Raw genomic sequence first — 23,621 nt, 5'->3', positions numbered from 1 at the left:
AGCTTCAGCACGTGTATCTATTTATTTTTGCGGATTCGCTCCTGCGATTCCTTTTAAGACATATCCAATCAATAAACTGTATGTACTGACGGCCGCCAGTAGAAAAAACATCGTCATACGCGACTCACCATCCTATAATGAGAATGTTTATCATCATTATAAATGAAATGATAATCATTTTCAATGGTGTAATTTTTCTAATGCCTGTTCTTCCGTACGAATGCGGATGTACATGACAGCAGCGTTGAGCACCGTAAATAAAAGTGCGGTGGCGTATGCCTGAAAAAGCAGGGGCAAAAGCAGAAATTCAAGAGCGACCGCCAAATAGTTCGGATGTTTAATCCATTGATAGGGCCCCTTTCGGACAAGATTCGTTCCAGGGATGACAAGGATTTTCGTGTTCCAGCATTTCCCCAGTGAAAAGAGCGCCCAATACCGGAGAACCTGCGTGAAGATGAGGCCTGTCAATACGACAAGCGCCATCGGAAGGGTTCCGCGTTGAAAAGCGGTCGTTTCCCAAATCAAAGATACGAAAAACGAAACATGCATCGCGACGATGTAAGGGTAATGACGTTTCCCGTATTCGACCGCTCCCTCTTTCAGAGCGTTTTTTTCGTTGAACTTCGCGACTGCCAGCTCAAGCAGGCGCTGGGCGGCAAAAATGCTTAAAATCGTCCAAAACATGTGTCAGTCACTCTCTTTTTGTCCATCTCAAGAGCAGCAGCTCCGATGAAAAGCCCGGTCCGAGCGCCCCTAAGAGACCGTATTTTCCCGGCACGGGGCCGCCATGCAAGCAATATTCCTTTAAAACATGCATCACAGTGGCCGATGACATATTGCCGTGCCTGGCCAAAATTTTTCGTGAACAGTCGATGTGCGCTTCGGAAAAGCCAAGGATTTCCATATAAGCGTCGAGAACTTTTTTTCCGCCAGGGTGGGCCAGAAATACTTGAATGTTCTCCAAAGCGATATGTTCTTTATTCAGAAATGCTTCGATATCGTTCTTTAAGTGTGTTTTGATCAATGTCGGAATGTCCCTGGAAAAAACGACGCGAAAACCGTTGTCATTGATTTCCCATCCCATGACCTCTTCCGAATCTTCCAAGGTGCTGGATTGTGAGCCCAATACTTCCGGAAGAACCTCAAATCTGGCTTCTGAGAAATCCGCTTCCTTGCCGCACATTAAAAGCGCGGCGATTCCATCGCCAAATAAAGATGTGCCGATAAGATTGCTTTTCGATTGATCATCCTTTTGAAACGTTAAACTGCACAGCTCCGCCGCAATCACAAGGACATGGGCTTTTGGAAACGCTTTGCAGTATTCGAATGCCCGCGCTATACCTGAAGCCCCTCCTGCACAGCCTAGCCCCCAGATCGGGATCCGCTTCGCCCGTTTTGAAAAAGGCAGAATGTTCATAAGCTTCGCTTCAATGCTGGGAGTCGAGATGCCTGTAGAGGAAATAAAAAAAATCGCGTCAATTTTTCCGCAAGGGATTTCTTTTTTCAAAAAACGGTCGTCCGACAGACAATTCGAAACGGCTTCAGCACTGTGTCTGACAGCCATATCAATGTACGTTTGATTTTTCTCCTTGAAGCTCTTGGCCTCTTTGTACCAATCCAAAGGCATGACAAATTGCCGTGAAGCGATTTCGCCATTTTGAAAAGCTGACAGCAGACGATCAATGTCTTTAAATGAATCTTTGAACATCTCCCTCGCAAAAACGGCTGCTTCCTTCTGGTCGACATGGCAGCGCGGAATGCTTGTCCCCGCCGAAATGACATAGGCCATAACACCACCTCTGTTTACAGCTTCTCCCGAATTTGGCGGCCTTATGTGGACCCGTTGAAAAAATAGGCCATCAGCACTTCATCTTCATATTTCCCGTCCGACAAAACCTGTTCCTTTTGAACCCCTTCAACGATAAAGCCGCTTTTCTTATAGAGCGACAGCGCTGCTTCATTTTCGGAAAAAACGGTCAAGCAGAGCTTATGCAGGCGATGCAGCCTGCACCATTTCAGGGTGTAGGACATGATTTCCCTGCCGATCCCAAGCCCCTGCGCCTTGCTGTGGAGCCAAGTTCTGAACAGACCCGTGTGCCGCTTCATTTTGAGTTCGCCGCGTATGACCCGGGCAATTCCGTACACCGTACCATCGATTTCAACCGCCGCATACATGTTGTCTTTTTTCATCATATCGCTGATAAATGCACGCTCTTCCTCAAGTGTGCGCGGCCGTTCTTTTTGGATGTAAACGCCCGTTTGAATCACATCTTTCACCGCCTCGATGATGTCAGGGGCATCCGCCATTTTGACGGGACGGATGACAGCTTCACCGCCGTCTTTCGTCCTGATTCGTTCGACAAGCTCATTCACAGTTTCCATTCGTTACGCCTCCTCTTCATACCGGTAGTATGGCTTATCCGCAATGAGAAAACACAACAAAAAAACCTCACAATCCGTGAGGTTTTAAACGGCAGATTTCTCAGCAGAAACTGCTTCAGGCTGTTCAGCATGACGAGAAAACGGATGAATGTGAAAGATCGCATTCAAGAGAATGGCGGTAAAGCTTCCCGCAACAATTCCGTTCTCTGTCAAAAGCTTGACGGCGTCAGGAAGGTTTTGAAACATTTGCGGTACAACCGTCACGCCGAGGCCGATTCCGATTGAACACGCTACGATCAACAAGTTCTCCTGCTTGCCGAAATCAACCCTGCTCAGCATTTTGATCCCGTAGGCGATCACCATGCCGAACATCGCTACCATAGCGCCGCCGAGCACAGGTTTAGGAATGATCGTCGTTAAAGCAGCGGCTTTCGGAAACAGCCCCAACAAAATGAGAAAAGCTCCGGCAAGCGCGATCACGCTGTTTTTCTTAACTCCTGTCAGCTGAACGAGACCGACGTTTTGCGAATACGCCGTATAAGGAAAGGCGTTGAAAACCCCGCCCAACAGCACGGCAATCCCTTCGGCGCGATATCCTTTTCCTAAATCCTTTTCTGTCAGGCGGCGGTCCGTCAAATCGCCCAATGCAAAGTAGACGCCTGTGGACTCGACAAGGCTGACGATCAGCACGAGGGACATCGTCAAGATCGGGGTAACTTCAAAAACAGGGGCGCCGAAGTAAAACGGATGAATCATCTGCACCCAGCCAGCGTTTGCGACTTCTGTAAAATCAACTTTTCCCATTAGAGCGGCGCCGGCTGTTCCTGCGATCAAGCCGATTAAAATGGAAATTGACTTGATAAATCCTGATGTAAAACGATATAAAAGGACGATGACTAGTAAAACGGAAAAAGCTAAAGCAAGATTGGACAGCTCGCCGAAATCGCTGCTGCCTTCACCGCCGGCCATGTTGTTCATCGCAACGGGAATCAAGGTGATACCGATCACCGTGACGACAGATCCTGTGACCACGGGAGGGAAAAACTTAACAAGCTTTCCGAAGAAAAAAGAAATGATGACGACAATCACACCACCTGCTATGATGCTTCCATAGATCGCTGGAATACCATATGTCGAGGCGATCGAAATCATCGGAGAAACGGCTGTGAACGTACACCCCAATACAACAGGCAAACCGATACCGAAAAAGCGGTTTTTCCAAACTTGCAGCAGCGTCGCCACACCGCACATCAAAATGTCGGCAGATACAAGGTATGTCAGCTGAGCCGGCGTCAGACCGAGAGCGCCGCCGACGATCAGCGGTACGACAACGGCTCCTGCATACATGGCAAGGACGTGCTGAATGCTTAATGAAACAGTTTTACCGGCTGTAAGTTTCATGACCCAACCTCCTGTAAAAAGGTAACTTTTCCACCGGCAAGAGAGGCAATACGCGCAAGGGATTCGACTCTGATTCCAAGATTTTCAAGTTCCTCCCTGCCCGTCTGGAATGATTTCTCGATGACGATTCCGATTCCGCACACCTTAGCGCCGGCCTGTTCAATGATGGAAACGAGCCCTTTAGCTGCTTGTCCGTTTGCCAAAAAATCGTCGATGATCAGAACTTTGTCATCCTTTGAAAGGTGGCTGGCTGATACGGCAACCGTACTTTCCGTTTTCTTTGTAAATGAATAGACAGAAGCCGTCAACAGATTTTCCGTCAAGGTAAGCGATTGACGCTTTCTTGCAAATACTACCGGCACGCCCAGCTTCAAGCCGGCCATCACGGCAGGTGCGATGCCTGAGGATTCAATCGTCACAATCTTTGTGACGCCTTCCTCCCGGAAAAGCGAAGCAAACTCTTCACCCACAGCAAGCATTAATTCCGGATCGATTTGATGATTTAAAAATGAATCAACTTTCAGCACTTCGTCAGACAACACCGTGCCCTGCTCTGCAATTTTTCGTTTTAGCTTTTCCATTAAACCCCTCCGTTCATCAATTGCCCTTCATAAAAAAAAGCATTGTCCGCTCGGATTTGAAATGCGAGCGGGCAATGCTTAAAAAGACGAATTCCGTCAGTTTGACTAAAAGACGTTCGTTTTCTTATCGCCCACTCATAGTCGGACATTTACGGTGCCCGGTAGAAACTTGCGTGCCATATCCACGCGATTATATGAGTGATATAATGTATCAAATTATATCAACTTTCGTTCCGAATGAAAAGGGATAAAACAAAAAAAGACGAACCTGCACACATTTTTTCATTTGAACGTTCGTATTTAACAGAAAATTCTGACCCGAAAACCCCTCCCATACAGACGGGAGGGGTTTTCTTTTACAAATAGAGTGTTGTATATTTTTCTTCCAGATAGCGGATTAAATGACGGACGTTTAATTCTTCGCCTGTCGCAGATTTAATGATTTCCAGCGGTTTTTTTCTTTTGCCGTGGATGTGTACATGCTCTGTCAGCCACTTTCTGATCGGTTGAAAATCGCCGTTTTCAATCAGACGGTCAAACTCCGGAAGATCTTTCAGCATGCTTGACTTCAGTTGAGCCGCATACATATATCCAAGCGCATATGAAGGAAAATAACCGAAATCTCCGCCGGACCAATGGACATCCTGCAGGATTCCTTTAGCATCGTCGGGAGGCGTAATGCCCAGGTATGCTTCATATTTGTCATTCCATAGTTTTGGAAGGTCTCCGACCGATACTTCGCCGCTGAAAATCGCTTTTTCAATTTCATAGCGGATCATAATATGCAGCGGATATGTCAGTTCATCAGCCTCGATCCGAATCAGCGACGGCTTTGATTCATTAACGGCTCTGTAGAACCCTTCGGCAGTAACGCCTGCAAACTGGTCAGGGCTTGCTTCCTTTATTTTATCAAAATACCGCGTCCAAAAGCTTTGATGCCTGCCGATAAAGTTCTCATAGAAAAGGGATTGAGATTCATGAATGCCCATTGATGCGCCGTCTGATAAATTGGTTCCGCCCAGCGCTTCATCAATGTTCTGTTCATAAATGGCATGGCCGCATTCATGAATTGTTCCGAAAACAGCCGACCGAAAATCGTTTTCATTGTATGCTGTGGTCACCCGGGCATCCCCTTGGCTGATCGTCACCTGGAAAGGATGAACCGTCTCATCCAGGCGCCCCGCCTCAAAATCATAGCCCAGCTCCTGTAAGAAGAAGTGGCAAACATCGCGCTGCCGCTCTTTCGGGAAATGATCGTGAACAAAGCCCGTATCAGGCTTTTTATCACTGGCGGCAATCTTTTGCACAAGCGGAACGATAGCCTCCCGCAATTCAGAAAAAAGGGCGTCGAGCTTTTCGACTGTAACGCCTGGTTCGTATTGGTCCAGAAGCGTGTTATAAGGATGGCCTTCATATCCCCAGTATGAGATAAACCGTTTTTTAAAGTCGATGATTTTTTCTAAATACGGAGCAAAGAGAGAAAAATCGGACGCCTTTTTCGCTTTTTCCCAGACGGATTCCGCTTTGGAAGTCAGTGTCGTATATTCTTTGAACTCCTCTTCCGGAATCTTGCTGTTTAAATCGTACTCTTTTTTCGCTTCTTCAACCGCTTTCTGTGTATCAAAAGGCAGATCTTGTTTTTGCCCGGCTAAGGTATCCAAAAGCTCTTTCATCCGCGGGGACGTTCTCATCTGAAAGACGTCTGCCGACAATTGGCCGATAGCTTCAGCGCGGCTTTCCTCCCCTTTTCTCGGCGCGCCCGTTCTCATATCCCAGTACATGACATTAATCGCCTGCTCATACCGGCTGATTTTCTTTAATGTTTCTAAAAACTCTTTTTCATATGTATTGATCGACATCATTCATCCTCCTCTTCCCGTATATGATGCGAATTGTAATCAGACTAATGGAAATATTTACGAAAGTCAACTTTTATGCAGCCAAAAAAAGAAAAGCGGGATGTCCGCTTTTCTTATACATAGACTGGCTGAACAGGAAGAACAGATTCGACTTCTTTTATCACATTCCATTCTTTTTCATCGCCCGCAAAAATGCTGATCGTGCCGCTGTCGCTGTTTGATCTGATCAGACGTCCGATCCCTTGGCGAAGTCTTAGCAGCATGTAAGGAAGGTCTACTTCGCGAAAGGCGTTTTCCACGCCGCTCCGCTTCGCTTCAAACACGGGATCATGCGGCGGAAATGGGAGCGACCAGATGATGACATTTTGAAGCGGGTCTCCGGGAATATCGAGCCCTTCCCATAGATGGACAGAGCACAAGACGGATTCTTCTACCGTTTGAAACTTTTCAACGATTGTACTGATTTCTTCATCCCCTTCAAAGTAAACGGGAAACGAAAATGATTCCTGTGCAGTCCGGCGCTTGAAGGACAGAAGCTCTTCAAAAGACGGAAACAGGATCAGCGTCTTCCCTCCAGATTCTTTGATTGCACGGATTGCCGCTTTTTCTTTCGCTTCTTTTTCCTCGATTTGATGGATGTACACTTTCATCTGCTCTTCATAATCGTACGGCGAATCGACGGTAAATGATAAGTAATCGCGGATCCCGAGGCTGGTCGCCAAATAATCGAACGATCCGTTTTCCGATAATGTCGCCGATGAGAAAATAAACGGAATCTGCTTGGAGAACACCTTTTCTCCGAGAACTTCAGAGACGGTTCTCGGCATGACGACGAATGTCGACTCAAGCTCTTTTTGTTCAAGCCAGCTGATCGCATTTTTCCTGTAGAGCGAAAGGGAGTAAGCCATCTGTTCTAAATACTCTTCGACAACAGTTAAAGCGTACTGGTCGATCGTGTACAGCTCGCCCTCAAAAACGAGCGCCTCTCCGATTTTTTCAAGCAAATCATACAGCTCGGCGGCCGCTTTTTTCACATCGGTATCGTCTTTGATGCGCATGCGCTCAGAGCCTTCTGCTTTTTCGGCATTTTCCGTAAGCAAACCGAAAAATTCGTCGTTGGCGCGAAGCGCTTCTTCGACAAGCTCTGCAAATTCTTCTCTGATGTCATTGCCGAGCAGGCGCTCAAGGAACATTTCGAGCGTGGATTGTTTCACCCTGTATGTCAGCGCTTTTTGGGCCGCAAACTCGAGCAGATGCCCTTCATCAAAAACCACTGCGCTGTGCTCCGGCAAAAGCGGAAGCTGGCCTTCCCGCTTTCTCGCCTCTTCCGTCCAAACGTGCTCCATATAGAAATCATGGGAACAGATGATGAAATCGGTTGATTTTCGATAATGGTCTCTTGACAGTGTGAGCCCGCAGCGGTGCCTCATATCACATGTAAGACAGTCCTGAAAAGAGTCGTAACCGATTTCAGACCACTCATCGTTTGATAAAGACGAATTCTCTTTTCGGTCGCCGTACGGATAAAAAGCCTGCATGCCCTGCGATTCGTGAACGAAAGACGGCAGACTTTCGTAAAGGTCAAGCCATTTTTCATCATCAGAGCGCTGCATCGTTTTCTCCAGTTTTTTCAAACATAAATATTGATCATGCGACTTGCTGAGCCTTGCGTCGATCGTCAGGCCTAAATGCTCGGAAATTTTATAAATGTCGCCTTCTTTTTTGACGAGCTGTTCGATCAGCGTCTCATCCGCGCAGGCGATGACCGCCGGCTTGCCCGTATACCTGGCATAGCTCAAGGCAAACAGAAGATAGACGAGCGTTTTTCCGGTGCCGACGCCGGCTTCCGCAAACATGACCTTCTTTTCCTTAAATGCCCGCTCTAATTGAAAAGCCATGAATATTTGCTCATCGCGCAAATCAAAGCCTTTTTCAGGAAGAATATCGTAAAATACATCACCGATCCAATTGTTCAGTTCTTCATAAAAGTTTTTTGTTTTTGTTAATGAAAAAGGCAGACGAGATGCTGTCACCCTGCTCCAACCCCCAACTATCGAGTTTTCAGAACTTCTATCCTATCACTATGATTCAAGAAATTCAACAAGAAAGATTTGAAAAAAGGAGCAGGAAGCCTCTCTCAACTATTTCCGGTAAATCGAATGCGTCAAAAACGGATGATCTGTCGATTCCATATGGCTGATCGCGTTTTTCAATTCTTCCTTTGCATATGTAAGGCGCTCTTCGCCAATGTCCTCGAGCTGGCTTTCTGACGTCTCCAGCGCTTTTTGAATCATTTGAATATGATCGCTGTTCAACATGAAATCACCTCTTTTCAAATCGAATAATCCCGAGTATATGCAGGATGAATCGTTTTTATACAGGCTGATTTTATGTTTTTTCTTTCTATACTCTTAGGGCGGACCGTTTTCGCAGCGGTCAAACACCCTTTTTTCAGTCAAACAAAAAGCTTAACACCAGATAACAAGGACTGTGTTAGACAATGTGCTCTTTATCCATCATAAAAACCCAGTCTATTCCATTTTTCTATCATATCCTGTAGGGACTTAAAATTTATAGACTAAAGGTGGAGAGTACATGTATTATTATGAACCGGCAAAGAAAGATTATTGGGATTATGATTATGATCCTTACAAGAAGGATCACGACTATTGCAAAAAGGACTTTTACTATCATGAGCCTTGCAAGAAGAATTACTACTATCACGAGCCTTGCAAAAAAGACTTCTATTACCATGAACCTTGCAAGAAGGATTACGATTATTGCAAAAAGGATTATGACTACCATGAGGATTACAAAAAAGACTACGATTACCACAAGCCTTGCAAAAAGGATTACGATTACTGCAAAAAGGACTTCTACTACCATGAGCCTTGTAAAAAAGACTATGATTACCACAAGCCTTGCAAAAAAGACTGCTATTATGAGCCGCGCAAAAAATGCTATGATTCGTCTTATAAAAAGAAAAATGATTCATGGATTTATTAGTGAGTCGATGTTTTGCCATGCGCTTTTAAGGGGCTAACTCCGAGCGGGCGCGAATTCAATACGCCGTTCAGCGGTTCCGGCTATGGAAAGAAAAAAGGCTGCCGTTTTACATGGCAGCCTTTAAACTTCACTTTTCTTTGTTCGGTTTTGGCGGCCTTTTCCCCCAATACTGGTAATAGTCCGTCTTAATAAAACCGTTAAAGAGCTTCCGTTTTTTCGTTGCTTTTTTCCCGTAGCACTCTTCAAAACGCTCGTTTGATGTCAGCATGTAGACAGACCATGTATCAAGCTCGGCAAATGCTTTGCCCATATCCTTATACATGGCTTCGACTGCTTTCTTTTCACCGAGGCGTTCCCCGTACGGCGGATTTCCGACAATTACGCCGTATTCCTCTTTCGTCCGAAAATCCTTTACCTGCATTTGCTTAAATTCGATGAAATCGGCGAGTCCAGCTTCCTCGGCGTTTGCCTTGGCGATTTCGATCATGCGATGATCCAGGTCATACCCCGAGATTGAAAGCGGCTGATCATAATTCGCTTTTTCTTCGACTTCCAGCCTCGCTTGATCCCACACTTCTTTACCGATCCATTCCCATCTTTCAGATGCAAAATCCCTGTTGAAACCCGGGGCGATATTTTGGCCGATCAAAGCGGCTTCGATCGGTATCGTACCCGAACCGCAAAACGGATCGACGAAAGGCCTGTCAGGCGTCCAATTTGTCAATAGAATCAAAGCTGCAGCAAGGGTTTCTTTCAGCGGCGCTTCCCCTTGGCCGGTTCGATATCCCCGTTTATGAAGCCCGGCTCCGGATGAATCAAGCGTTATGACCGCTTTGTCTTTTAAAAGAGAGACTTCAATTTTGTATTCCGGCCCTGTTTCCTCAAGCCACTCGCCCTGTGTCTGATATTCTGATTTCAGCTTCTCGGCGATCGCTTTTTTGACGATGCGCTGGCAGTCCGGCACGCTTGCGAGCACTGATTTAACAGACTTTCCCGTCACGGGGAATGACGCGTGTTCAGGAAGATAGGCGCTCCAGTCGATCGCTTTTGTCTTCTCAAATAGCTCGTCAAAGGTCTTGGCTGTAAATTCGGCAGCCTGCACTTTCACCCTGTCAGCGGTTCTCAGCCACAGATTGGCTCTGCAGATGGCGAGGGCATCGCCTTCAAACACGACTTTACCGTTGTCAACTGTACAATCATATCCAAGGTCGCGCACCTCTTTGGCGACGATCGCTTCAATTCCCATCGGCGCTGTTGCGATTAATGTATAGGTTTTCATTATATCACCTGTTTTTATGTATGTTTTTTACATGATAAAAGCTCTCCTACCTGCGGAGAGCTTATACATTGTCATCATCATAATAGTGTGTAACGTTCTGTAAGCCATGTTTTGTTCCGTCGTACTGCCGTCGGCTGCTAAGCCTCGTACTCGGGTGGTAATCATCTATCTACAGAGTCAACTCTGTCCTTCCTTCCGTTCATTTCCGTCCAGAAGGTTCCCCTACCAAAATTTGGGTTTCTCGCTCGAGGGGTTTACCGCGTTCCACTCTCACCATTTCTAGTGAGACTTCGTCACTGTGGCACTTTCAAGGATACTCAGCCATATCCATAAAGGACGTAGGCTTTTTTCCTGCCGTCAGCCTTCTGCAAGGCTGCCCTAGCTTATGACTTCGCTAGGCACGAACACTACGGGCATCTCAGCACCGTGCGAGCATGGACTTTCCTCTACAGATGTAAAATCTGCAGCGATTACCCGAACGTTAAGACATCCACTATTATAGCTTAGTTTGTTCTAAAGGGCAAGCGGTTTTCATCAATCGTATAATTTGCTTCCAAATACATGTTTTTCCAAATTGGAAAGTCGTTTTAGAATATCAAAATTGGTCGTATTTGATTGAGCCGGCTGTCGCTTGTTGGCTTCTTCAAGCTGTTTTTTCAACTGCAGGTTTTCCTGCTGCAATTCTTCGATTTCCTGATGGAAGGCTTCATAGTCCTTAATAACCATGTCCAAGAATTTGTCAACGTCTTCCTGCTTGTAGCCTCTGACTCCTGTTTTGAATTCTTTTTCCAAAATTTCTTTAGCAGAAAGCTTCACTTTATCAGCAAGCATCTTTTTCACCTCATATCGTGAATCATCATCTTATATTTTTTCAGAAAACGTGTGCAATGTCAAATTTTCTCTTGCACTTTTTACTCTTCGTAAAAGCTGCATTCTTCAACAGTGACTCTCAAGTCATCCATCGTAATCGTGTAGATCGGAAAATCGCGTTTTTCCTGAGCCTTTTTTGCTTCATTCAGCATATACACAGGCGAGCCTTCGATTTCTTCATCGTACAGAATCAATAAGCCATCCGCCTTTTCGATGAAGAACCGGTTTTTTTGTTTGAATTGCACCGGGCTTTCGTACGGCCTGTGTGTCAAGCTTTCAGTGAAATCGCTGGCTGCGAGCACGGCTTCATACTGCTCTTGATTTTTCTCGCTCCACTTCTTTTCCTGTTCCAAAAACGGAGTGATGACCGCCACTTTCAAGTCGGGATATTCTTCCTGCAGCGAAAACGCGACTTCCGCCGCCCATAGTTCAGTCCCGAGCTGGCCCGAGATAAGGACCCATTCCAGGCCTTCCTCAAGGAGAGCGATCATCCGGTTTTCAAGCGCTTTTTTTATGTAGAACAGGGCCTTGTCATCGTGTTTGAAAATCCCGAGTTCAAACGGCTTGTACCCTGTAACGGCCAATACTTTCATTATGATCACCTGCTAAAAAATGGGGCCGTATTCCGCCCCATTTTTTTAAAAATATTCTGTTAGTCACGTTCAATCCGGCGCTCGTTCATCCTGACAAAACTTCCGAAAAACCTTTTTAGTAAGGCCCCATGCCCATTCCAGGTCCCGGCATCCCTCCAGGCCCAGGCATCATTCCTGCTCCAGGGCTCACGAAGTGCTGATGTGACGCCTTGTTGACAGCTGATTGAGTTTGCGGGTAGTAATGAACATGCTGAAAATGCTGATGGTTGACATTCGTTGTGTGCTGCGGGTGAATGTGCGGTACGACGGTTTTGCTGTGCGTATGGTTGTAGCAGCATTGAGTAGGATGAACAATCGGCGCCATTACATGCGGTTTACAGTGCATGAAAATTCCCCTTTCTTTAAGCTTCTATATACACTATTAAACTATGAAGCAGGGGGTAAACATGTACTAATATAAAAACCTATTTTAAAAGTAAGCCATAAAGCTTTCCTTGAAATTCGTCATGATCAATACGATAAACAATACGACGACAAAAAACAGATAAAACAGCCCCTTATACATATCGACGCTCCCTTCAAACGATTCTAACGCTATTTTACAAGAAGCGATCGGTTTCTACAATTCATAACGTGCTTGAAATGTTTGGCTTTCGAAGATCGTCGTTTTCTGCGCTTGCCCGGGGAATATTTCGTCCGTATTTCCTTTCCAGCCGCTCGCGCCTTCTCAAGAGGCCGGCCATTTCTTTTTCGGTCAGCTCAAACTTTTGTGAACCGTGCTGCTCCAGCAGGTTTTCCGCTACCTCAAGAGCGGCCCGAATATCCCGCTTTCGATGTTCAAAGTATTTGGCAAGTTCGATGCCTGCGCGCCAGGCGGTTTTTCCGTCTTCTCCATTTTGGAGCTTCAGCCAAAGGGCTGCGGCTTCTTTTAGCATGCCTTGTTTTTTATACTGCATGGATAAATCGAATGATGCGCGTTCAGAATGTTCAAAAGGTTTTTTTTCAAGCTCTTGCAATTGCGCTGTCGCAAGCTCTGTCTCCCGGTTGGCGAGGAGCCATTTTGCCATCGCGTACTTTTCGTTTGCTTCCGCTGTCTGCTCCGGAGTGAGGATTTTCTTCGATAAATGGATGTAAAGAGTGATTAAAGAAAGCACGTCAAGCTCATTATGGCGCAAAACGCCTTCAATGATTTCCGGCCGTTCCTCCTTTAAAAAATGAAAATACATCATCGGCGCCAGATAGCCCGGCGTATCTTCAGTTCTTACAACGCCCAGCTCTTCCTTTTCCACCGTCCCTAAGGAAACGCGGTCAAATTTATGCTTCCAAAGGCGGCGGGATCCGTGCAGCAGGTCAAAGTGGCCGAAATCCGGAAGCTTTGGGACCCTGTCGCGGATCAGCGTGTGCCTCGTTTTCACCTGGGGCCAGTCGAACGCTTTGCCGTTATAGGTGACAAGAGACTGAATATCGACTTCACTCAGAAAGCTGTGATAGAGGGCGGCTTCGTACCCCGGCTTTGGCAGCAGATGCTGTTTGACGACTACGCGGTCGTCATACACCCTTGCATGGCCGAGCAAAAAGATCGCATTGCCGGCCCCGCCTCCGAGACCGGTCGTTTCCGTATCAAAGAAGAAGAGCTGGCTCGGTGTGTACCCTTTGCTTGAAAGCGAATGGGAAACGGCGCTGTTGTTCCATCGCCTAACCGTCTCATGCAGCTCAGAAAACGCGTAATGACCATGAACATGAGTCAACGGGTAAACGACTTCCCTGATCAGGCAATAGCATTCCTCAAACGCATATGGTTTAACACCGAGTTCGGCCCATTCTTTTTCAAAACTGACGGACAAGGAAGTCAGCTTATCTGCGGGAGGTTCCGTTTTTTCTTCTTTCGCTTGATTTCCCAGGTGATGCTTATAGCGATTAAGTTTTCGTTTTAAAGACATTCCGCTCAACCTTTCCAGCCTTTTAAAAGGCGCAGAGCATTGTTTTTTGTCTGATCGCCGCCGCTCACTCCTATGCAGGAAGGGCATCCTGACTCACACGGACATCTTGAAATCAGCCGATGCGCTTCACTGATGATCTCGGGCATTTGTTCATACACTTTTTGTGAAAGACCCACTCCGCCGGGATAGCGATCATACAAAAAGATCGTCGGCTTTTCGTTATGAACGGCTTTGATTTGCGGAAAAACATGCAGATCAGATGGATCGCACATCACTTTTAAGGCGGCTACATGCCCAAGAACGTTTGCAGTCCCAAGCAAAGCCTCTTCCAATTTGATGTCATTCCAATTTTGCCGCTCACTATCGTTCACCTGCACCCAAGCCGCATTGGTATGCAGCTCCTCTTCAGGCAGATGAATCGGTCCTGAACCGATATTTTCATGCGTCTCAAATTTTATTTTCTTAAAAATCGTCGCTTTTGCCTGAACGGTCACATCCCCAAAACCGAACGCTGCGGTTTCCGTCTTTTTCTCCTTGTCAACCTCGAGAACTCTCAGCAAGACGGCAAGATTGGCATCGGTATAGTAATCAACTTGAACCTCGCGGACAAACGCCTTTTTCTCCTCCCAGTCAAGCTTTTCCACCTGGTATTGGATGCCTTGATGCAAATAAATGGCTTCATCGTGAAGAAGCGTCATGGCGCTGAACCTGTCCATTTCCCCGATTACTTTCGCCTTCTCGCGTCTTGACTGATCAATAATCACAACATTTTCCTGAGAAGCCGATCTTAAGCTGATGCCGTGCGCGGGAAAAGCGTCATTCATCCAGTGGTACGTATTCCCGGTTAAGTGGAGGACCCTTTCTTCTGCCAAGTAGTCAAGAATATCCTCAATTTCGATACCGCCGAATGTGTCCGTTCTTTTGAATGGCAGTTCAAAGGCCGCGCATTTGATATGATCGACGAGAATGACCAGGTTGTCCGGGTTAATGACGGCAGTCTCGGGATTTTGTTTAAAGAAATAGTCCGGATTCTGTACGATGTACTGATCGAGCGGGGCGGAACTTGCCACCATGACAATCAGCGCTTCGTTGTGCCTTCTTCCGGCGCGGCCGGCCTGCTGCCAGGCGCTTGAGATCGTTCCAGGATAACCGGTCATGATGCATGTCTGCAGCTGTCCGATGTCAACGCCCAGTTCGAGTGCATTCGTGCTGACAACGCCTTTGATGTCCCCGCTGCGAAGGCCTTTTTCAATGACGCGCCGCTCGTTCGGCAGATAGCCGCCCCTGTACCCCTGAATCGAATGCGGGCCGACAATCGGCTTCATCACTTCCTGCAAGTATGTCAATATAATTTCCACCCGAACTCTGCTTCTTGCAAACACAATCGTCTGAATGCCGTTTTTTAGAAATTCGGATGCGAGCTTTCTCACTTCAAGGGTCGCGCTTTTTCTGATGTTAAGGGAACGGTTGACCATCGGCGGGTTGTAAAATAAGAAGTGCTTTCTTCCCGACGGGGCGCCGTTGTTTGAAATCAGGTGCATCGGCTGCCCCGTGAGCGTCTCAGCGAGCTCCAATGGATTGGCGATCGTCGCGGATGTACAGATAAACTGCGGCTTGCTTCCATAAAATTCAGCAATCCGCATCAGCCGTCTGATGACATTGGCTACATGGCTGCCAAAGACTCCCCTGTATACGTGAAGCTCATCGATGACGATGTATTTCAGATTTTCAAACAATGACACCCATTTTGTATGGTGAGGCAAGATCGCCGAATGCAGCATATCTGGATTTGTAATCACGATATGGCCCGCTTTTCTGACTTTCTGCCTGATCGAAGGCGACGTATCTCCGTCATATGTATAACAGTTGATCGACGCACCGATTTCATCGATTAATTCATTCAGTTCGCTTTTTTGGTCCTGCGACAATGCTTTAGTAGGAAAAAGGTATAAGCTGCGCGCATCTTGGTCTTCTGTGATCCTCTGAATGACGGGCAGATTGTAGCAAAGCGTCTTCCCAGATGCCGTCGGCGTCACAAGCGTCACGTTTTTGCCGGCGGCGCTGTGCAGAAATGCGTCGGCCTGATGGGAATACAGCTTTTCTACCCCTCTTTGCTGTAAAGCATGCACGATTCTCTTATCTAAACCTTCAGGAAAATCGCGGTAATCCGCTTCTTTTCCCTCGATTGTATGCCAATGAACAATTTGCCTGCTGAAAGCTTGGTCTTCTTTCAGAAGCTGAATCATATCTGTCAAATTTCGTTTTTGAAACAACGCTGTCACCTCTCCCTTCTATTTTAGCGAATGTCCGTTCGTTCTGAAAGAGGTGATTTCCTGACAAAATGAAAAAGCAGAGAAGCGCTCTCTGCTTTTTTCTTTTACTTTACTTTACTTTAAGCTCCATGAGCTTTGTCTCGCTTTTTTTCGCTGCTGCCTCTTCATGTTTTGTGACGCGTTCCAACACATCGCCGTTCATAATGACGATCGGCGTAATTGTGCTGCTCGCTTTTTCCTTGATCAGTTCCAAATCGCATGTTATTAAAGGATCGCCGACTTTTACTTTGTCTCCTTCTTTGACATGGGCTGTGAAACCTTCGCCTTCCATTGCTACGGTTTCCAGACCGATGTGAATCAAGAGCTCCACGCCGGACAATGAACGAATGCCGATGGCGTGTTTTGTGTGGAACAGCTGGATCACTTCCCCGTCGACAGGCGATACGATCTCGCCCGCGGAAGGCTCGACAGCCATTCCGTCACCCATCATCTTTTGAGAGAAAACGGGGTCAGGAACTTTTGAAAGTTCCAAAACTTGTCCGTCAACCGGTGAAAAAACGGTTTCTTCTTTCACTTCATCTTGTTTTTGACCAATACCGAATAATTTTTTCAGCAATACAGTGGGCTCCTTTCAAAACGCCTCTTTATGATGGCTATTAAAAGAGGAACAGGTTAAATACCAAATCGTTGGATTCCCCACTATTTAACCACACTTTCAAATTCCCATCAATGAATAACCATATGAAGAGCCCCTGCATAAGCTGAAAATAAAAAATCGAGGGTGATGAAGAATGGATTTTAAGGAAAACGACAATCACTCGCTCAGCAAAAAGGACGAAATTCAAGAAGCTGTTGAACAGTTGTTTTACAACTCGCCTTTCCACGATATTTTAAATTCATTCCAAAAACTCATATCAGACCAGCTTCAGAATTCCACGATTTCCATGAATATCAGAGAGGATGATGGGGCGCTTTACGTCGATATCGCCGTTCCTGAATCGTTTCAAAATGGAGATATTATGATTGAAGCGAAATCACGGTATCTTCATATCGCCTTGAAGGAGAAACAAGAAAGCGGCGGTTCTTCATCATTTACAAGCCTGTCCAGAACCGTTCTGCTCCCATACCCTGTCCGTGAAGAAACAATGAAGACGTCGTGGAACCGAAATGTCCTCACGGTCTCATTTTCGGAGCAAAAAAAGCATGAATGACCTTCATCCATGCTTTTTTTATTTGAAGAATCCCATAAACCCTTTGGCAAGCGCTCCGACCTGATTGACCGTGCTCACCATCTGGCCTGCGGTGTCCATCATTTTGCTGAAATCAATCTGCCCGTTCTTTTTTTTGAATTGCGACAGAAAGCTTTGAAACTGTGACGGCTGATGGAGATTAGGCCGCGGCGAAGGGTATGGATGCTGATAAGGAAATCCCTGAAACGGCGGAAGCGGCTGCATTTGCTGCTGAACAGGCTGATGATAGACTGAAAACGGGTCCAAATTCTGCTCAATCGGCTGCTGATATGGCTGCGGCCGCTGTGCAGGATGGGCGTACGGAACGCTTTCCTGGCTGAAGTACGGCTGAACGGGATGATAGGCCTGATGGTTTTGCTGATAGGCTTGAATATGCGCACCAGGGCCGGAATAAGGATATACGGCGGATCTCCTCTCTTCCATCTTTCCTCTCCTCCTATAGCCCTTTTTTATAAGTGTATGATATAGAGGCATTTCTCGTTCCAAAGGTTCTGTCACAAGTTTGTCAAAAAGTGTCGAAAATTTTAATATTTGAAAAACAGAAAAAAGTCGAATTGTTATGGTACTATATTATTAATATAAAAGGAGAGGGGATGCACCATATGAACGTATCATACTTAAGAAATTGTTTTGCCGAGATGAAACAGTATGAGACAGACTGCATGAACAAACTGATGGATTTCGCTAAGTTTTTGTATATCCAGGGACATCTGACATTAAACGAATTTCGCACAAGTATGAAAGTTCTTGAAGCGAATGGCGCACAGCACCCTGCTTATGATATGAATACGGACGCCAGCTAAATAACAGCCCTCATAAAAAGAGAAGACCGGGATTAGGCCCGGTCTTCTTTTAATATATCGTCTTCTACGTTTTTGAGCGTGTAGAGGACGGATTCCGTCAGATCTTTAAAGCGTTTTTTATGAATTTTGCAGAAATAGGACTGCATGAAAATTTCATTCGCATTTTCCTCAACCGAGTTGAGCTGTTCTTCGTAAATGTATTTTGGCCGATTGGCCTTGATATAAGACAGGCTTTCCGCCAGCCAGCTTTTCACTGTTTGTTCGAACCTCTCGACAGAAGGTTTGACAACCTCGAAAAAATCGTATTCCGTCCCTTCCTCTTTTCCCTTTCTATATCGTTCTTCCGCTTCTTTTACAAGGCGGATTAAATCCTGTGTCTGTATAAGAAGAGATTGTGTATCCAATTTTTTCACCTCGGGTTTATCGTACCAAAGGAAGACGGCCGTTACAACGAATCCGGCTTAAGCCGTCTCTACCCCGGGCTCCACTCCCATTAACGTGCTGTTTAAACATGAGCTGAGTTCTGCCAGCTCTTTTTCAATCAGATCGAGCCGTTCGTTCCAGGCAGACTGCTTTTCCTGCTCCGTCCGGCGTACGGCTTCTGTCAAAGCCTTCTCCGCAGACGACATGTCTGATTCCGTTTCCAAAAGCATTTGAAGGACCGAGTCTTTGCTTGCAAATCCGTTCATTTGCTTCCCTCCTTTTTGATGGCCTTCTATGCATTCTCCCTTATGCGCACTCTCTCCTCCACAGCTGACAAAACTAGAAGCAAACCGCCAAAGAAACTCATTTTCCAGCCAAACGCGCCGCTTTCGACAAGTGATCTTGCGAAAAATGGTATGATCAGCGCTTTTTTGCAAAATCTAAAAAGGTAAGGAGGTGCCCGCTGTGGAAAACAATAAAAAGAAATCACCTGCGAAAACAAAACCAGATGCTAAACAAACAGACACACTGGATAAGAAATTAGGCGGACCTAACCGCCCGTCTACTTAAAAAGCAAGGAGAACCCTTGCTTTTTTCTGTTTTCACCTCTTATTCAGCCAATGCTCCAGCGAAAACAATGCCTGCAGCTGCCTTCTTTTTTGAAAATACCAATCGGTGATTTCGATCGTTTTCGGCAGTTTTTCATCTTTGAACATCGCCTCCCTCTTTCCTCCGCGAAACCAATCGCATTTTAATCCGTCTAATGAATGGGCAACAACGGGATAACACGTTCTCAAAAACGGCGAGGTTCTGATTTTAACCCCTGCCCAGCGCTCCATATCAAAGCGCGACCCGGTATGCGGAACACATGATGTAAAATGAAAAAAACCGGGGAAAAGCTCAGGCGAAAACAGCAGCTCGCTTAATTGCTTGCCGAGCTTGATCCTTTCCTTTAAACTGGTGAAGCGTTTGACAGACACACCGTAAAAAACGCCTTCAACCGTCGGGAAAATGACCGTGTTGAAGTGAAACCATTCACACAGCTGAAAAGGAATCGTCTGAAAAACATTCTTTTTAAACAAAGGATTTTGTATAATAGGAGTTTGGATAGTGTTTTGTTCATTTATAATGAGAGCGTACATGAGCCGCTTTTGATCGCGCTCATGCCAGAACCGTTCCCACTCCGTTTTCATAAATGAAGACACGCCAAATGAGGAGAGCAAATGAAACAGCGGCTGGCCAAGCTGCTTGGACCAATGGTATAGCAGGAGCTGCGGATAGGCGTCTGAAAAGATCAGCCAGTTCGCTCTCTCATACGCTAAAAATAGCCATTTCTGCTGAAAAGCCGTAAGTCCGAGCTCGAATAAGCGCCCTTTTAAATCGGTCATCGACCAGCCGGCATTCCGGGAAACAAATGAAGCCAAAAGCGACCACTTGATTTCAGGATGGCGGTCAAAGTAGCGTTTGTAGGCATTTGTCCGTGAGATATTGTCCTTGTTCAGTTTTGCGGTCAGCTCTTGAATGCGGCTCGTCAGCTCCGCCGCGGAAAAAGTGTTGTGCAAGATCAGCCACTTCCGTTAGTATCCAGATTTTTTGTAAAAGGAGGATGAAGAAAGTGATTCGTTACCCGAACGGCAAATCCTATCAGCCGAAAACAGCTGCCTCATCCTTGCAAAAGAAGCCGTCGTATTCCAATCGCGGCATGACCCTCGAAGATGACCTGAATGAAACGAATATGTATTATCAATCTCATTCGATTGCGGTCATCCATAAAAAACCGACACCTGTACAGATTGTCCAGGTCGATTATCCGAAGCGAAGCGCTGCGGTTATCAAAGAAGCATATTTCAAGCAGTCGTCAACTACTGATTATAATGGGGTTTATAAAGGCCGCTACATCGATTTTGAAGCGAAAGAAACAAAGAGCCGAACCTCGTTCCCGCTTCAGAATTTCCACGATCATCAGATCGAGCATATGAAGCAGGTTGTGGCGCAAGACGGCATTTGTTTTGTTATCATATCCGCTTTTGAAGAAATTTATTTTTTGGAAGCAGAAAAATTATTTTATTTCTGGGAGCGGAAAAAGCAAAACGGCAGAAAATCGATCCGAAAAGACGAGCTTCAGGAAGCCGCTCACCCCATTTCACTTGGATACTCGCCAAGAATTGATTATATTAAGATTATTGATCAGTTGTATTTTTCGCCATCATAAATTATGATTTTAAAGTCATGTGAGCGGAAAGGTTTAACTACGAAAGGTTGAGATGTTATGTCAGATCAATTTAACAGCCGCCAGGAACGGCGAAAAGCCCAGCAGGGCAAAAGCAGGTCTAATACTCATTCTAAACCCAAGAAAAAGAAAAAAGCAGGATTGTTTAAGAAAATTCTTTTATCCATTTTAATCATCGGTGTTATCGGCTTGATTGCCGGGGGCGTCACTTTTGCGGTGATGGTAGCGGACTCGCCGTCCCTTGATGAAGCAAAACTGAAGACACCGTACTCTTCTACCATCTATGACAAAAACGGAAAAGAAATCGCCGAAATCGGTTCGGAAAAACGGACGTACGTGTCGATTAAAGACATCCCGGATTCCGTCAAAAACGCATTTCTTGCAACGGAAGACGCCCGTTTCTATGACCACCACGGCGTCGACCCGATCCGGATCGGAGGAGCGCTTCTGGCAAACTTCGAAGGCGGATTTGGTTCTGAAGGCGGAAGTACGATCACACAGCAGGTCGTCAAAAACTCCCTTCTGTCACATGAAAAAACGCTGAAACGGAAAGTCCAGGAAGTCTGGCTGTCTTTCCAGCTGGAAAGAAAATACTCAAAAGACGAAATTCTTGAAATGTATTTAAATCGGATTTACTTCTCGCCGCAGGCCTACGGTGTCGGAAAAGCGGCTGAGCAGTTCTACGGGGTTACAGATCTAAACGACTTAACGGTCGAGCAGGCCGCAACGCTTGCCGGCATGCCGCAAAGCCCGAATAACTACAACCCGATCAAACATCCGGAAAAAGCCGAGAAACGGCGCAATGTCGTGCTGAGCCTGATGAATAAACACGGCTTTATCTCTGACGCAGAGTACAACAAAGCGAAAAAAGTAGCCGTCACAAAAGGCCTTGTATCTCCGAAAGAGTACGCAAAAACAACGTCCAACAAATACAGCGCGTTTATCGAGCAGGCCGTCGCCGAAGTGAAAGAAAAAGCGAACGTCACTCCGGGAACGGACGGACTGAAGATTTACACGACGATTGATACAGACGCACAGGATTATGTGGATGAGCTGATGGACGGCGATTCTATTCAGTATACCGAAAAAATGCAGGCCGGCCTCACCCTGCTCGATACGAAAACCGGAGAGATCCGCGCGCTCGGCGGCGGACGCGACCGGAAAGCAGGCGACTTTAACTATGCAGTAGATACTAAACGTCAACCCGGTTCAACGATTAAGCCAATCCTTGACTACGGCCCTGTCATTGAGAACAAGAAATGGTCGACGTATGAACAGATTAAAGATGAAGCATACACGTATTCAACTGGAGATCCGATTAACAACTATGACAGAAGCTACAGAGGCTGGATATCGATGAGAGAGGCGCTGGTCGATTCTCGAAACATCCCGGCTTTAAAAGCGTTCCAGGCAGCCGGCAAAGACAATATTGTAAAATTTGCAGGCAACCTTGGCCTTAACATAAATTCAGATGACTTAGTGGAAGCTTATGCAATCGGCGGCTTCGGAAATGGTGTGTCGCCTCTGCAAATGGCCGGAGCGTACAGCGCCTTCGGCAACAACGGCTACTACAATGAGCCGCATACTGTTACCGCGGTGGAATTCAATGACGGCACTAAGCTTGATTTGACGCCTGAATCAAAGGCTGCCATGAGCGATTATACCGCATTTATGATAACGGATATGCTGAAAAGCGCTGTTCAGCGAGGAACAGGAACAGCGGCTCAAGTCCCCGGCGTCACTGTAGCAGGTAAAACGGGTACGACGAACTTTACCGAGGACGACATTAGAAAACACGGCATAAATCGAAACGGAGCGAGAGATTCATGGTTCGTCGGCTATACGCCGCAATATACCGCAGCGGTCTGGACCGGTAAAGAAGGCTTTAATTCGCTGAGCCAGAGCGAACAGCAAGTCGCCAAGCTCCTATTCAAAAAACTGATTGCCAAGGTGGACAACGGCAGCGGCTCATTTGAAAAGCCTGACAGCGTCGTTGAAGCGACCGTTCTAAAAGGCTCGAACCCGCCGGTGCTCGCCAGCAGCAACACGCCTAGCGATAAAAAAGTCACTGAGTACTTTGTAAAAGGCACACAGCCGACGACCGTTTCGAAAAAATATGAAGAAAAAGAAAATGCCGACAAGCCGTCAGGTTTGAGCGCAGAGTATGATGAAGCATCAAAGAGCATTAAGCTTTCATGGTCATATTCCGGAGACGGTGATGTATCCTTTAAAGTCAAACAGTCTGTTGACGGAGGCGGATACAGCGAAATTCAAAACAGCAGTGCGAAAGAAGCCGTCATACCGAATGCAAAAGAAGGATCCGTTTACAGATTCCAAGTCACTGCCGTTACCGAAGATGGTGAAAGCGACCCTGCTTCTGTAACGCTTAAAGTCAACGCGGCTGATGAGGATGAGTCAAAAACGGACGATGAAAAGAAAGACGATGACGAGAAGAAGCAGGATGCTGATGATGATCAGGACAAAGACAAACAAAATAACGGCAATTCAAATCAGCCGAATGATCAAAATCCAGGAAATTCCGATCAAAACAATCAAAATCCGGGAAATTCAGACCAAAACAACGGCAGAAAAGATGATGACGCCGATGATCAAGACAACGATCAAAATAAAGATAAAGATAAAGACAAAAACAAAAACCCGGATCAAGGCGCCAACACAGGTGATCAACAAACAAATTCCAACGGTCAATCAACCGGCACCAATTGATCAA

General features: G+C 46.2%; 26 protein-coding genes, 1 other RNA gene and 1 riboswitch. Of the genes, 6 read left to right on the top strand and 21 right to left on the bottom strand.

Going from position 1 to position 23,621, the window contains the following annotated elements; all coding sequences use genetic code 11:
• Positions 1-21: 21 nt before the first annotated feature.
• The 9 genes from fbpC to KI350_RS19600 all read right to left on the bottom strand — a co-directional run bounded on the left by fbpC (position 22) and on the right by KI350_RS19600 (position 8,541).
• On the bottom strand, positions 22-117 hold the full coding sequence (gene fbpC, locus KI350_RS19640; RefSeq protein WP_003182857.1) for a Fur-regulated basic protein FbpC: 96 nt from the start codon (positions 115-117) through the stop codon (positions 22-24).
• Positions 118-180: 63 nt separating this feature from the next.
• Positions 181-684: an isoprenylcysteine carboxyl methyltransferase family protein gene (locus tag KI350_RS19635; protein WP_003182859.1), complete on the bottom strand. Its 504-nt coding sequence runs from the start codon at positions 682-684 to the stop codon at positions 181-183.
• A 7-nt stretch (positions 685-691) separates the two neighbouring features.
• A complete protein-coding gene (locus tag KI350_RS19630) occupies positions 692-1,789 on the bottom strand; it encodes a type III polyketide synthase (protein ID WP_011198060.1) in 1,098 nt (365 codons plus the stop codon).
• Between the two features lie 41 nt (positions 1,790-1,830).
• Positions 1,831-2,382, bottom strand: a complete 552-nt coding sequence (locus KI350_RS19625) for a GNAT family N-acetyltransferase (RefSeq protein WP_003182862.1) — start codon at positions 2,380-2,382, stop codon at positions 1,831-1,833.
• 84 nt (positions 2,383-2,466) lie between these two features.
• Complete coding sequence (gene pbuX, locus KI350_RS19620) at positions 2,467-3,783, bottom strand: xanthine permease PbuX (protein ID WP_009328016.1); 1,317 nt, start codon at positions 3,781-3,783, stop codon at positions 2,467-2,469.
• Entirely contained in the window at positions 3,780-4,364 is a 585-nt protein-coding gene (gene xpt / locus KI350_RS19615) for a xanthine phosphoribosyltransferase (protein ID WP_003182865.1), read from the bottom strand. The genes pbuX and xpt overlap by 4 nt, the downstream gene beginning before the upstream one ends.
• Before the next feature lie 118 nt (positions 4,365-4,482).
• Positions 4,483-4,582, bottom strand: a riboswitch (purine riboswitch).
• A gap of 138 nt (positions 4,583-4,720) precedes the next feature.
• Positions 4,721-6,223, bottom strand: a complete 1,503-nt coding sequence (locus KI350_RS19610; protein WP_011198061.1) for a carboxypeptidase M32 — start codon at positions 6,221-6,223, stop codon at positions 4,721-4,723.
• A gap of 113 nt (positions 6,224-6,336) precedes the next feature.
• Positions 6,337-8,256, bottom strand: a complete 1,920-nt coding sequence (locus KI350_RS19605) for an ATP-dependent DNA helicase (RefSeq protein ID WP_026699180.1) — start codon at positions 8,254-8,256, stop codon at positions 6,337-6,339.
• Positions 8,257-8,364: 108 nt separating this feature from the next.
• A complete protein-coding gene (locus tag KI350_RS19600; RefSeq protein WP_003182870.1) occupies positions 8,365-8,541 on the bottom strand; it encodes a hypothetical protein in 177 nt (58 codons plus the stop codon).
• Positions 8,542-8,818: 277 nt separating this feature from the next.
• Here KI350_RS19600 and KI350_RS19595 point away from each other — a divergent pair, with 277 nt between their 5' ends.
• Positions 8,819-9,229, top strand: a complete 411-nt coding sequence (locus KI350_RS19595) for a hypothetical protein (RefSeq protein ID WP_009328014.1) — start codon at positions 8,819-8,821, stop codon at positions 9,227-9,229.
• A 127-nt stretch (positions 9,230-9,356) separates the two neighbouring features.
• Here KI350_RS19595 and KI350_RS19590 read toward each other — a convergent pair whose 3' ends face one another.
• The 8 genes from KI350_RS19590 to KI350_RS19555 all read right to left on the bottom strand — a co-directional run bounded on the left by KI350_RS19590 (position 9,357) and on the right by KI350_RS19555 (position 16,800).
• On the bottom strand, positions 9,357-10,508 hold the full coding sequence (locus tag KI350_RS19590; protein ID WP_003182872.1) for a THUMP domain-containing class I SAM-dependent RNA methyltransferase: 1,152 nt from the start codon (positions 10,506-10,508) through the stop codon (positions 9,357-9,359).
• Positions 10,509-10,603: 95 nt separating this feature from the next.
• Positions 10,604-10,990: RNase P RNA component class B (rnpB, locus tag KI350_RS19585), an RNA gene on the bottom strand.
• 52 nt (positions 10,991-11,042) lie between these two features.
• Entirely contained in the window at positions 11,043-11,339 is a 297-nt protein-coding gene (gpsB, locus tag KI350_RS19580) for a cell division regulator GpsB (protein WP_003182873.1), read from the bottom strand.
• An 80-nt stretch (positions 11,340-11,419) separates the two neighbouring features.
• Positions 11,420-11,971, bottom strand: a complete 552-nt coding sequence (locus KI350_RS19575; protein WP_003182874.1) for an SLOG family protein — start codon at positions 11,969-11,971, stop codon at positions 11,420-11,422.
• Between the two features lie 115 nt (positions 11,972-12,086).
• Positions 12,087-12,356 (bottom strand): CotD family spore coat protein, encoded by a 270-nt coding sequence (locus KI350_RS19570; protein WP_003182875.1) that lies wholly within the window; start codon positions 12,354-12,356, stop codon positions 12,087-12,089.
• Positions 12,357-12,597: 241 nt separating this feature from the next.
• Positions 12,598-13,911: a ribonuclease H-like domain-containing protein gene (locus KI350_RS19565; RefSeq protein WP_212930576.1), complete on the bottom strand. Its 1,314-nt coding sequence runs from the start codon at positions 13,909-13,911 to the stop codon at positions 12,598-12,600.
• 5 nt (positions 13,912-13,916) lie between these two features.
• Positions 13,917-16,157, bottom strand: coding sequence for a DEAD/DEAH box helicase (locus tag KI350_RS19560; protein WP_044790247.1), 2,241 nt, complete (start codon positions 16,155-16,157; stop codon positions 13,917-13,919).
• A gap of 136 nt (positions 16,158-16,293) precedes the next feature.
• Positions 16,294-16,800 (bottom strand): PTS sugar transporter subunit IIA, encoded by a 507-nt coding sequence (locus KI350_RS19555; protein WP_003182879.1) that lies wholly within the window; start codon positions 16,798-16,800, stop codon positions 16,294-16,296.
• A 175-nt stretch (positions 16,801-16,975) separates the two neighbouring features.
• Here KI350_RS19555 and KI350_RS19550 point away from each other — a divergent pair, with 175 nt between their 5' ends.
• Positions 16,976-17,395, top strand: a complete 420-nt coding sequence (locus KI350_RS19550) for an Hsp20/alpha crystallin family protein (protein ID WP_003182880.1) — start codon at positions 16,976-16,978, stop codon at positions 17,393-17,395.
• Positions 17,396-17,413: 18 nt separating this feature from the next.
• Here the strand turns inward: KI350_RS19550 and KI350_RS19545 are convergent, their stop codons facing one another.
• Positions 17,414-17,857, bottom strand: coding sequence for a YppG family protein (locus tag KI350_RS19545; protein ID WP_003182882.1), 444 nt, complete (start codon positions 17,855-17,857; stop codon positions 17,414-17,416).
• Between the two features lie 179 nt (positions 17,858-18,036).
• Between KI350_RS19545 and KI350_RS19540 the strand changes: the two genes are divergently transcribed.
• Positions 18,037-18,237: a YppF family protein gene (locus KI350_RS19540; RefSeq protein WP_011198064.1), complete on the top strand. Its 201-nt coding sequence runs from the start codon at positions 18,037-18,039 to the stop codon at positions 18,235-18,237.
• 32 nt (positions 18,238-18,269) lie between these two features.
• Here KI350_RS19540 and KI350_RS19535 read toward each other — a convergent pair whose 3' ends face one another.
• Positions 18,270-18,641, bottom strand: a complete 372-nt coding sequence (locus tag KI350_RS19535) for a YppE family protein (protein WP_003182887.1) — start codon at positions 18,639-18,641, stop codon at positions 18,270-18,272.
• 57 nt (positions 18,642-18,698) lie between these two features.
• On the bottom strand, positions 18,699-18,926 hold the full coding sequence (locus KI350_RS19530; protein WP_003182890.1) for a YppD family protein: 228 nt from the start codon (positions 18,924-18,926) through the stop codon (positions 18,699-18,701).
• Positions 18,927-19,125: 199 nt separating this feature from the next.
• On the opposite strand from KI350_RS19530, the gene sspM reads away from it, so the two are divergent.
• Positions 19,126-19,230 (top strand): acid-soluble spore protein SspM, encoded by a 105-nt coding sequence (sspM, locus tag KI350_RS19525; protein WP_009328007.1) that lies wholly within the window; start codon positions 19,126-19,128, stop codon positions 19,228-19,230.
• Positions 19,231-19,262: 32 nt separating this feature from the next.
• Here the strand turns inward: sspM and KI350_RS19520 are convergent, their stop codons facing one another.
• Entirely contained in the window at positions 19,263-20,222 is a 960-nt protein-coding gene (locus tag KI350_RS19520; protein ID WP_003182894.1) for a DUF2515 domain-containing protein, read from the bottom strand.
• A gap of 53 nt (positions 20,223-20,275) precedes the next feature.
• Here KI350_RS19520 and recU point away from each other — a divergent pair, with 53 nt between their 5' ends.
• Positions 20,276-20,872: a Holliday junction resolvase RecU gene (gene recU / locus KI350_RS19515; RefSeq protein WP_003182896.1), complete on the top strand. Its 597-nt coding sequence runs from the start codon at positions 20,276-20,278 to the stop codon at positions 20,870-20,872.
• Positions 20,873-20,929: 57 nt separating this feature from the next.
• Positions 20,930-23,617, top strand: coding sequence for a penicillin-binding protein 1A (locus tag KI350_RS19510; protein ID WP_009328005.1), 2,688 nt, complete (start codon positions 20,930-20,932; stop codon positions 23,615-23,617).
• Positions 23,618-23,621 lie beyond the last annotated feature (4 nt).

Source organism: Bacillus sp. J41TS8, assembly GCF_018333035.1.
In the GTDB taxonomy this organism is placed as follows: domain Bacteria; phylum Bacillota; class Bacilli; order Bacillales; family Bacillaceae; genus Bacillus; species Bacillus paralicheniformis.
Note: the sequence above shows the minus strand (reverse complement) of the source record. Positions and strands in the feature narration are given on the sequence as shown.

What these genes read in the sequence shown, in the direction of transcription:
- fbpC (WP_003182857.1), bottom strand. Translation starts at nt 117, where the DNA reads ATGACGATGTTTTTTCTACTGGCGGCCGTCAGTACATACAGTTTATTG.
- KI350_RS19635 (WP_003182859.1), bottom strand. Translation starts at nt 684, where the DNA reads ATGTTTTGGACGATTTTAAGCATTTTTGCCGCCCAGCGCCTGCTTGAG.
- KI350_RS19630 (WP_011198060.1), bottom strand. Translation starts at nt 1,789, where the DNA reads ATGGCCTATGTCATTTCGGCGGGGACAAGCATTCCGCGCTGCCATGTC.
- KI350_RS19625 (WP_003182862.1), bottom strand. Translation starts at nt 2,382, where the DNA reads ATGGAAACTGTGAATGAGCTTGTCGAACGAATCAGGACGAAAGACGGC.
- pbuX (WP_009328016.1), bottom strand. Translation starts at nt 3,783, where the DNA reads ATGAAACTTACAGCCGGTAAAACTGTTTCATTAAGCATTCAGCACGTC.
- xpt (WP_003182865.1), bottom strand. Translation starts at nt 4,364, where the DNA reads ATGGAAAAGCTAAAACGAAAAATTGCAGAGCAGGGCACGGTGTTGTCT.
- KI350_RS19610 (WP_011198061.1), bottom strand. Translation starts at nt 6,223, where the DNA reads ATGTCGATCAATACATATGAAAAAGAGTTTTTAGAAACATTAAAGAAA.
- KI350_RS19600 (WP_003182870.1), bottom strand. Translation starts at nt 8,541, where the DNA reads ATGTTGAACAGCGATCATATTCAAATGATTCAAAAAGCGCTGGAGACG.
- KI350_RS19595 (WP_009328014.1), top strand. Translation starts at nt 8,819, where the DNA reads ATGTATTATTATGAACCGGCAAAGAAAGATTATTGGGATTATGATTAT.
- KI350_RS19590 (WP_003182872.1), bottom strand. Translation starts at nt 10,508, where the DNA reads ATGAAAACCTATACATTAATCGCAACAGCGCCGATGGGAATTGAAGCG.
- gpsB (WP_003182873.1), bottom strand. Translation starts at nt 11,339, where the DNA reads ATGCTTGCTGATAAAGTGAAGCTTTCTGCTAAAGAAATTTTGGAAAAA.
- KI350_RS19575 (WP_003182874.1), bottom strand. Translation starts at nt 11,971, where the DNA reads ATGAAAGTATTGGCCGTTACAGGGTACAAGCCGTTTGAACTCGGGATT.
- KI350_RS19570 (WP_003182875.1), bottom strand. Translation starts at nt 12,356, where the DNA reads ATGCACTGTAAACCGCATGTAATGGCGCCGATTGTTCATCCTACTCAA.
- KI350_RS19565 (WP_212930576.1), bottom strand. Translation starts at nt 13,911, where the DNA reads ATGTCTTTAAAACGAAAACTTAATCGCTATAAGCATCACCTGGGAAAT.
- KI350_RS19560 (WP_044790247.1), bottom strand. Translation starts at nt 16,157, where the DNA reads ATGATTCAGCTTCTGAAAGAAGACCAAGCTTTCAGCAGGCAAATTGTT.
- KI350_RS19550 (WP_003182880.1), top strand. Translation starts at nt 16,976, where the DNA reads ATGGATTTTAAGGAAAACGACAATCACTCGCTCAGCAAAAAGGACGAA.
- KI350_RS19545 (WP_003182882.1), bottom strand. Translation starts at nt 17,857, where the DNA reads ATGGAAGAGAGGAGATCCGCCGTATATCCTTATTCCGGCCCTGGTGCG.
- KI350_RS19540 (WP_011198064.1), top strand. Translation starts at nt 18,037, where the DNA reads ATGAACGTATCATACTTAAGAAATTGTTTTGCCGAGATGAAACAGTAT.
- KI350_RS19530 (WP_003182890.1), bottom strand. Translation starts at nt 18,926, where the DNA reads ATGAACGGATTTGCAAGCAAAGACTCGGTCCTTCAAATGCTTTTGGAA.
- KI350_RS19510 (WP_009328005.1), top strand. Translation starts at nt 20,930, where the DNA reads ATGTCAGATCAATTTAACAGCCGCCAGGAACGGCGAAAAGCCCAGCAG.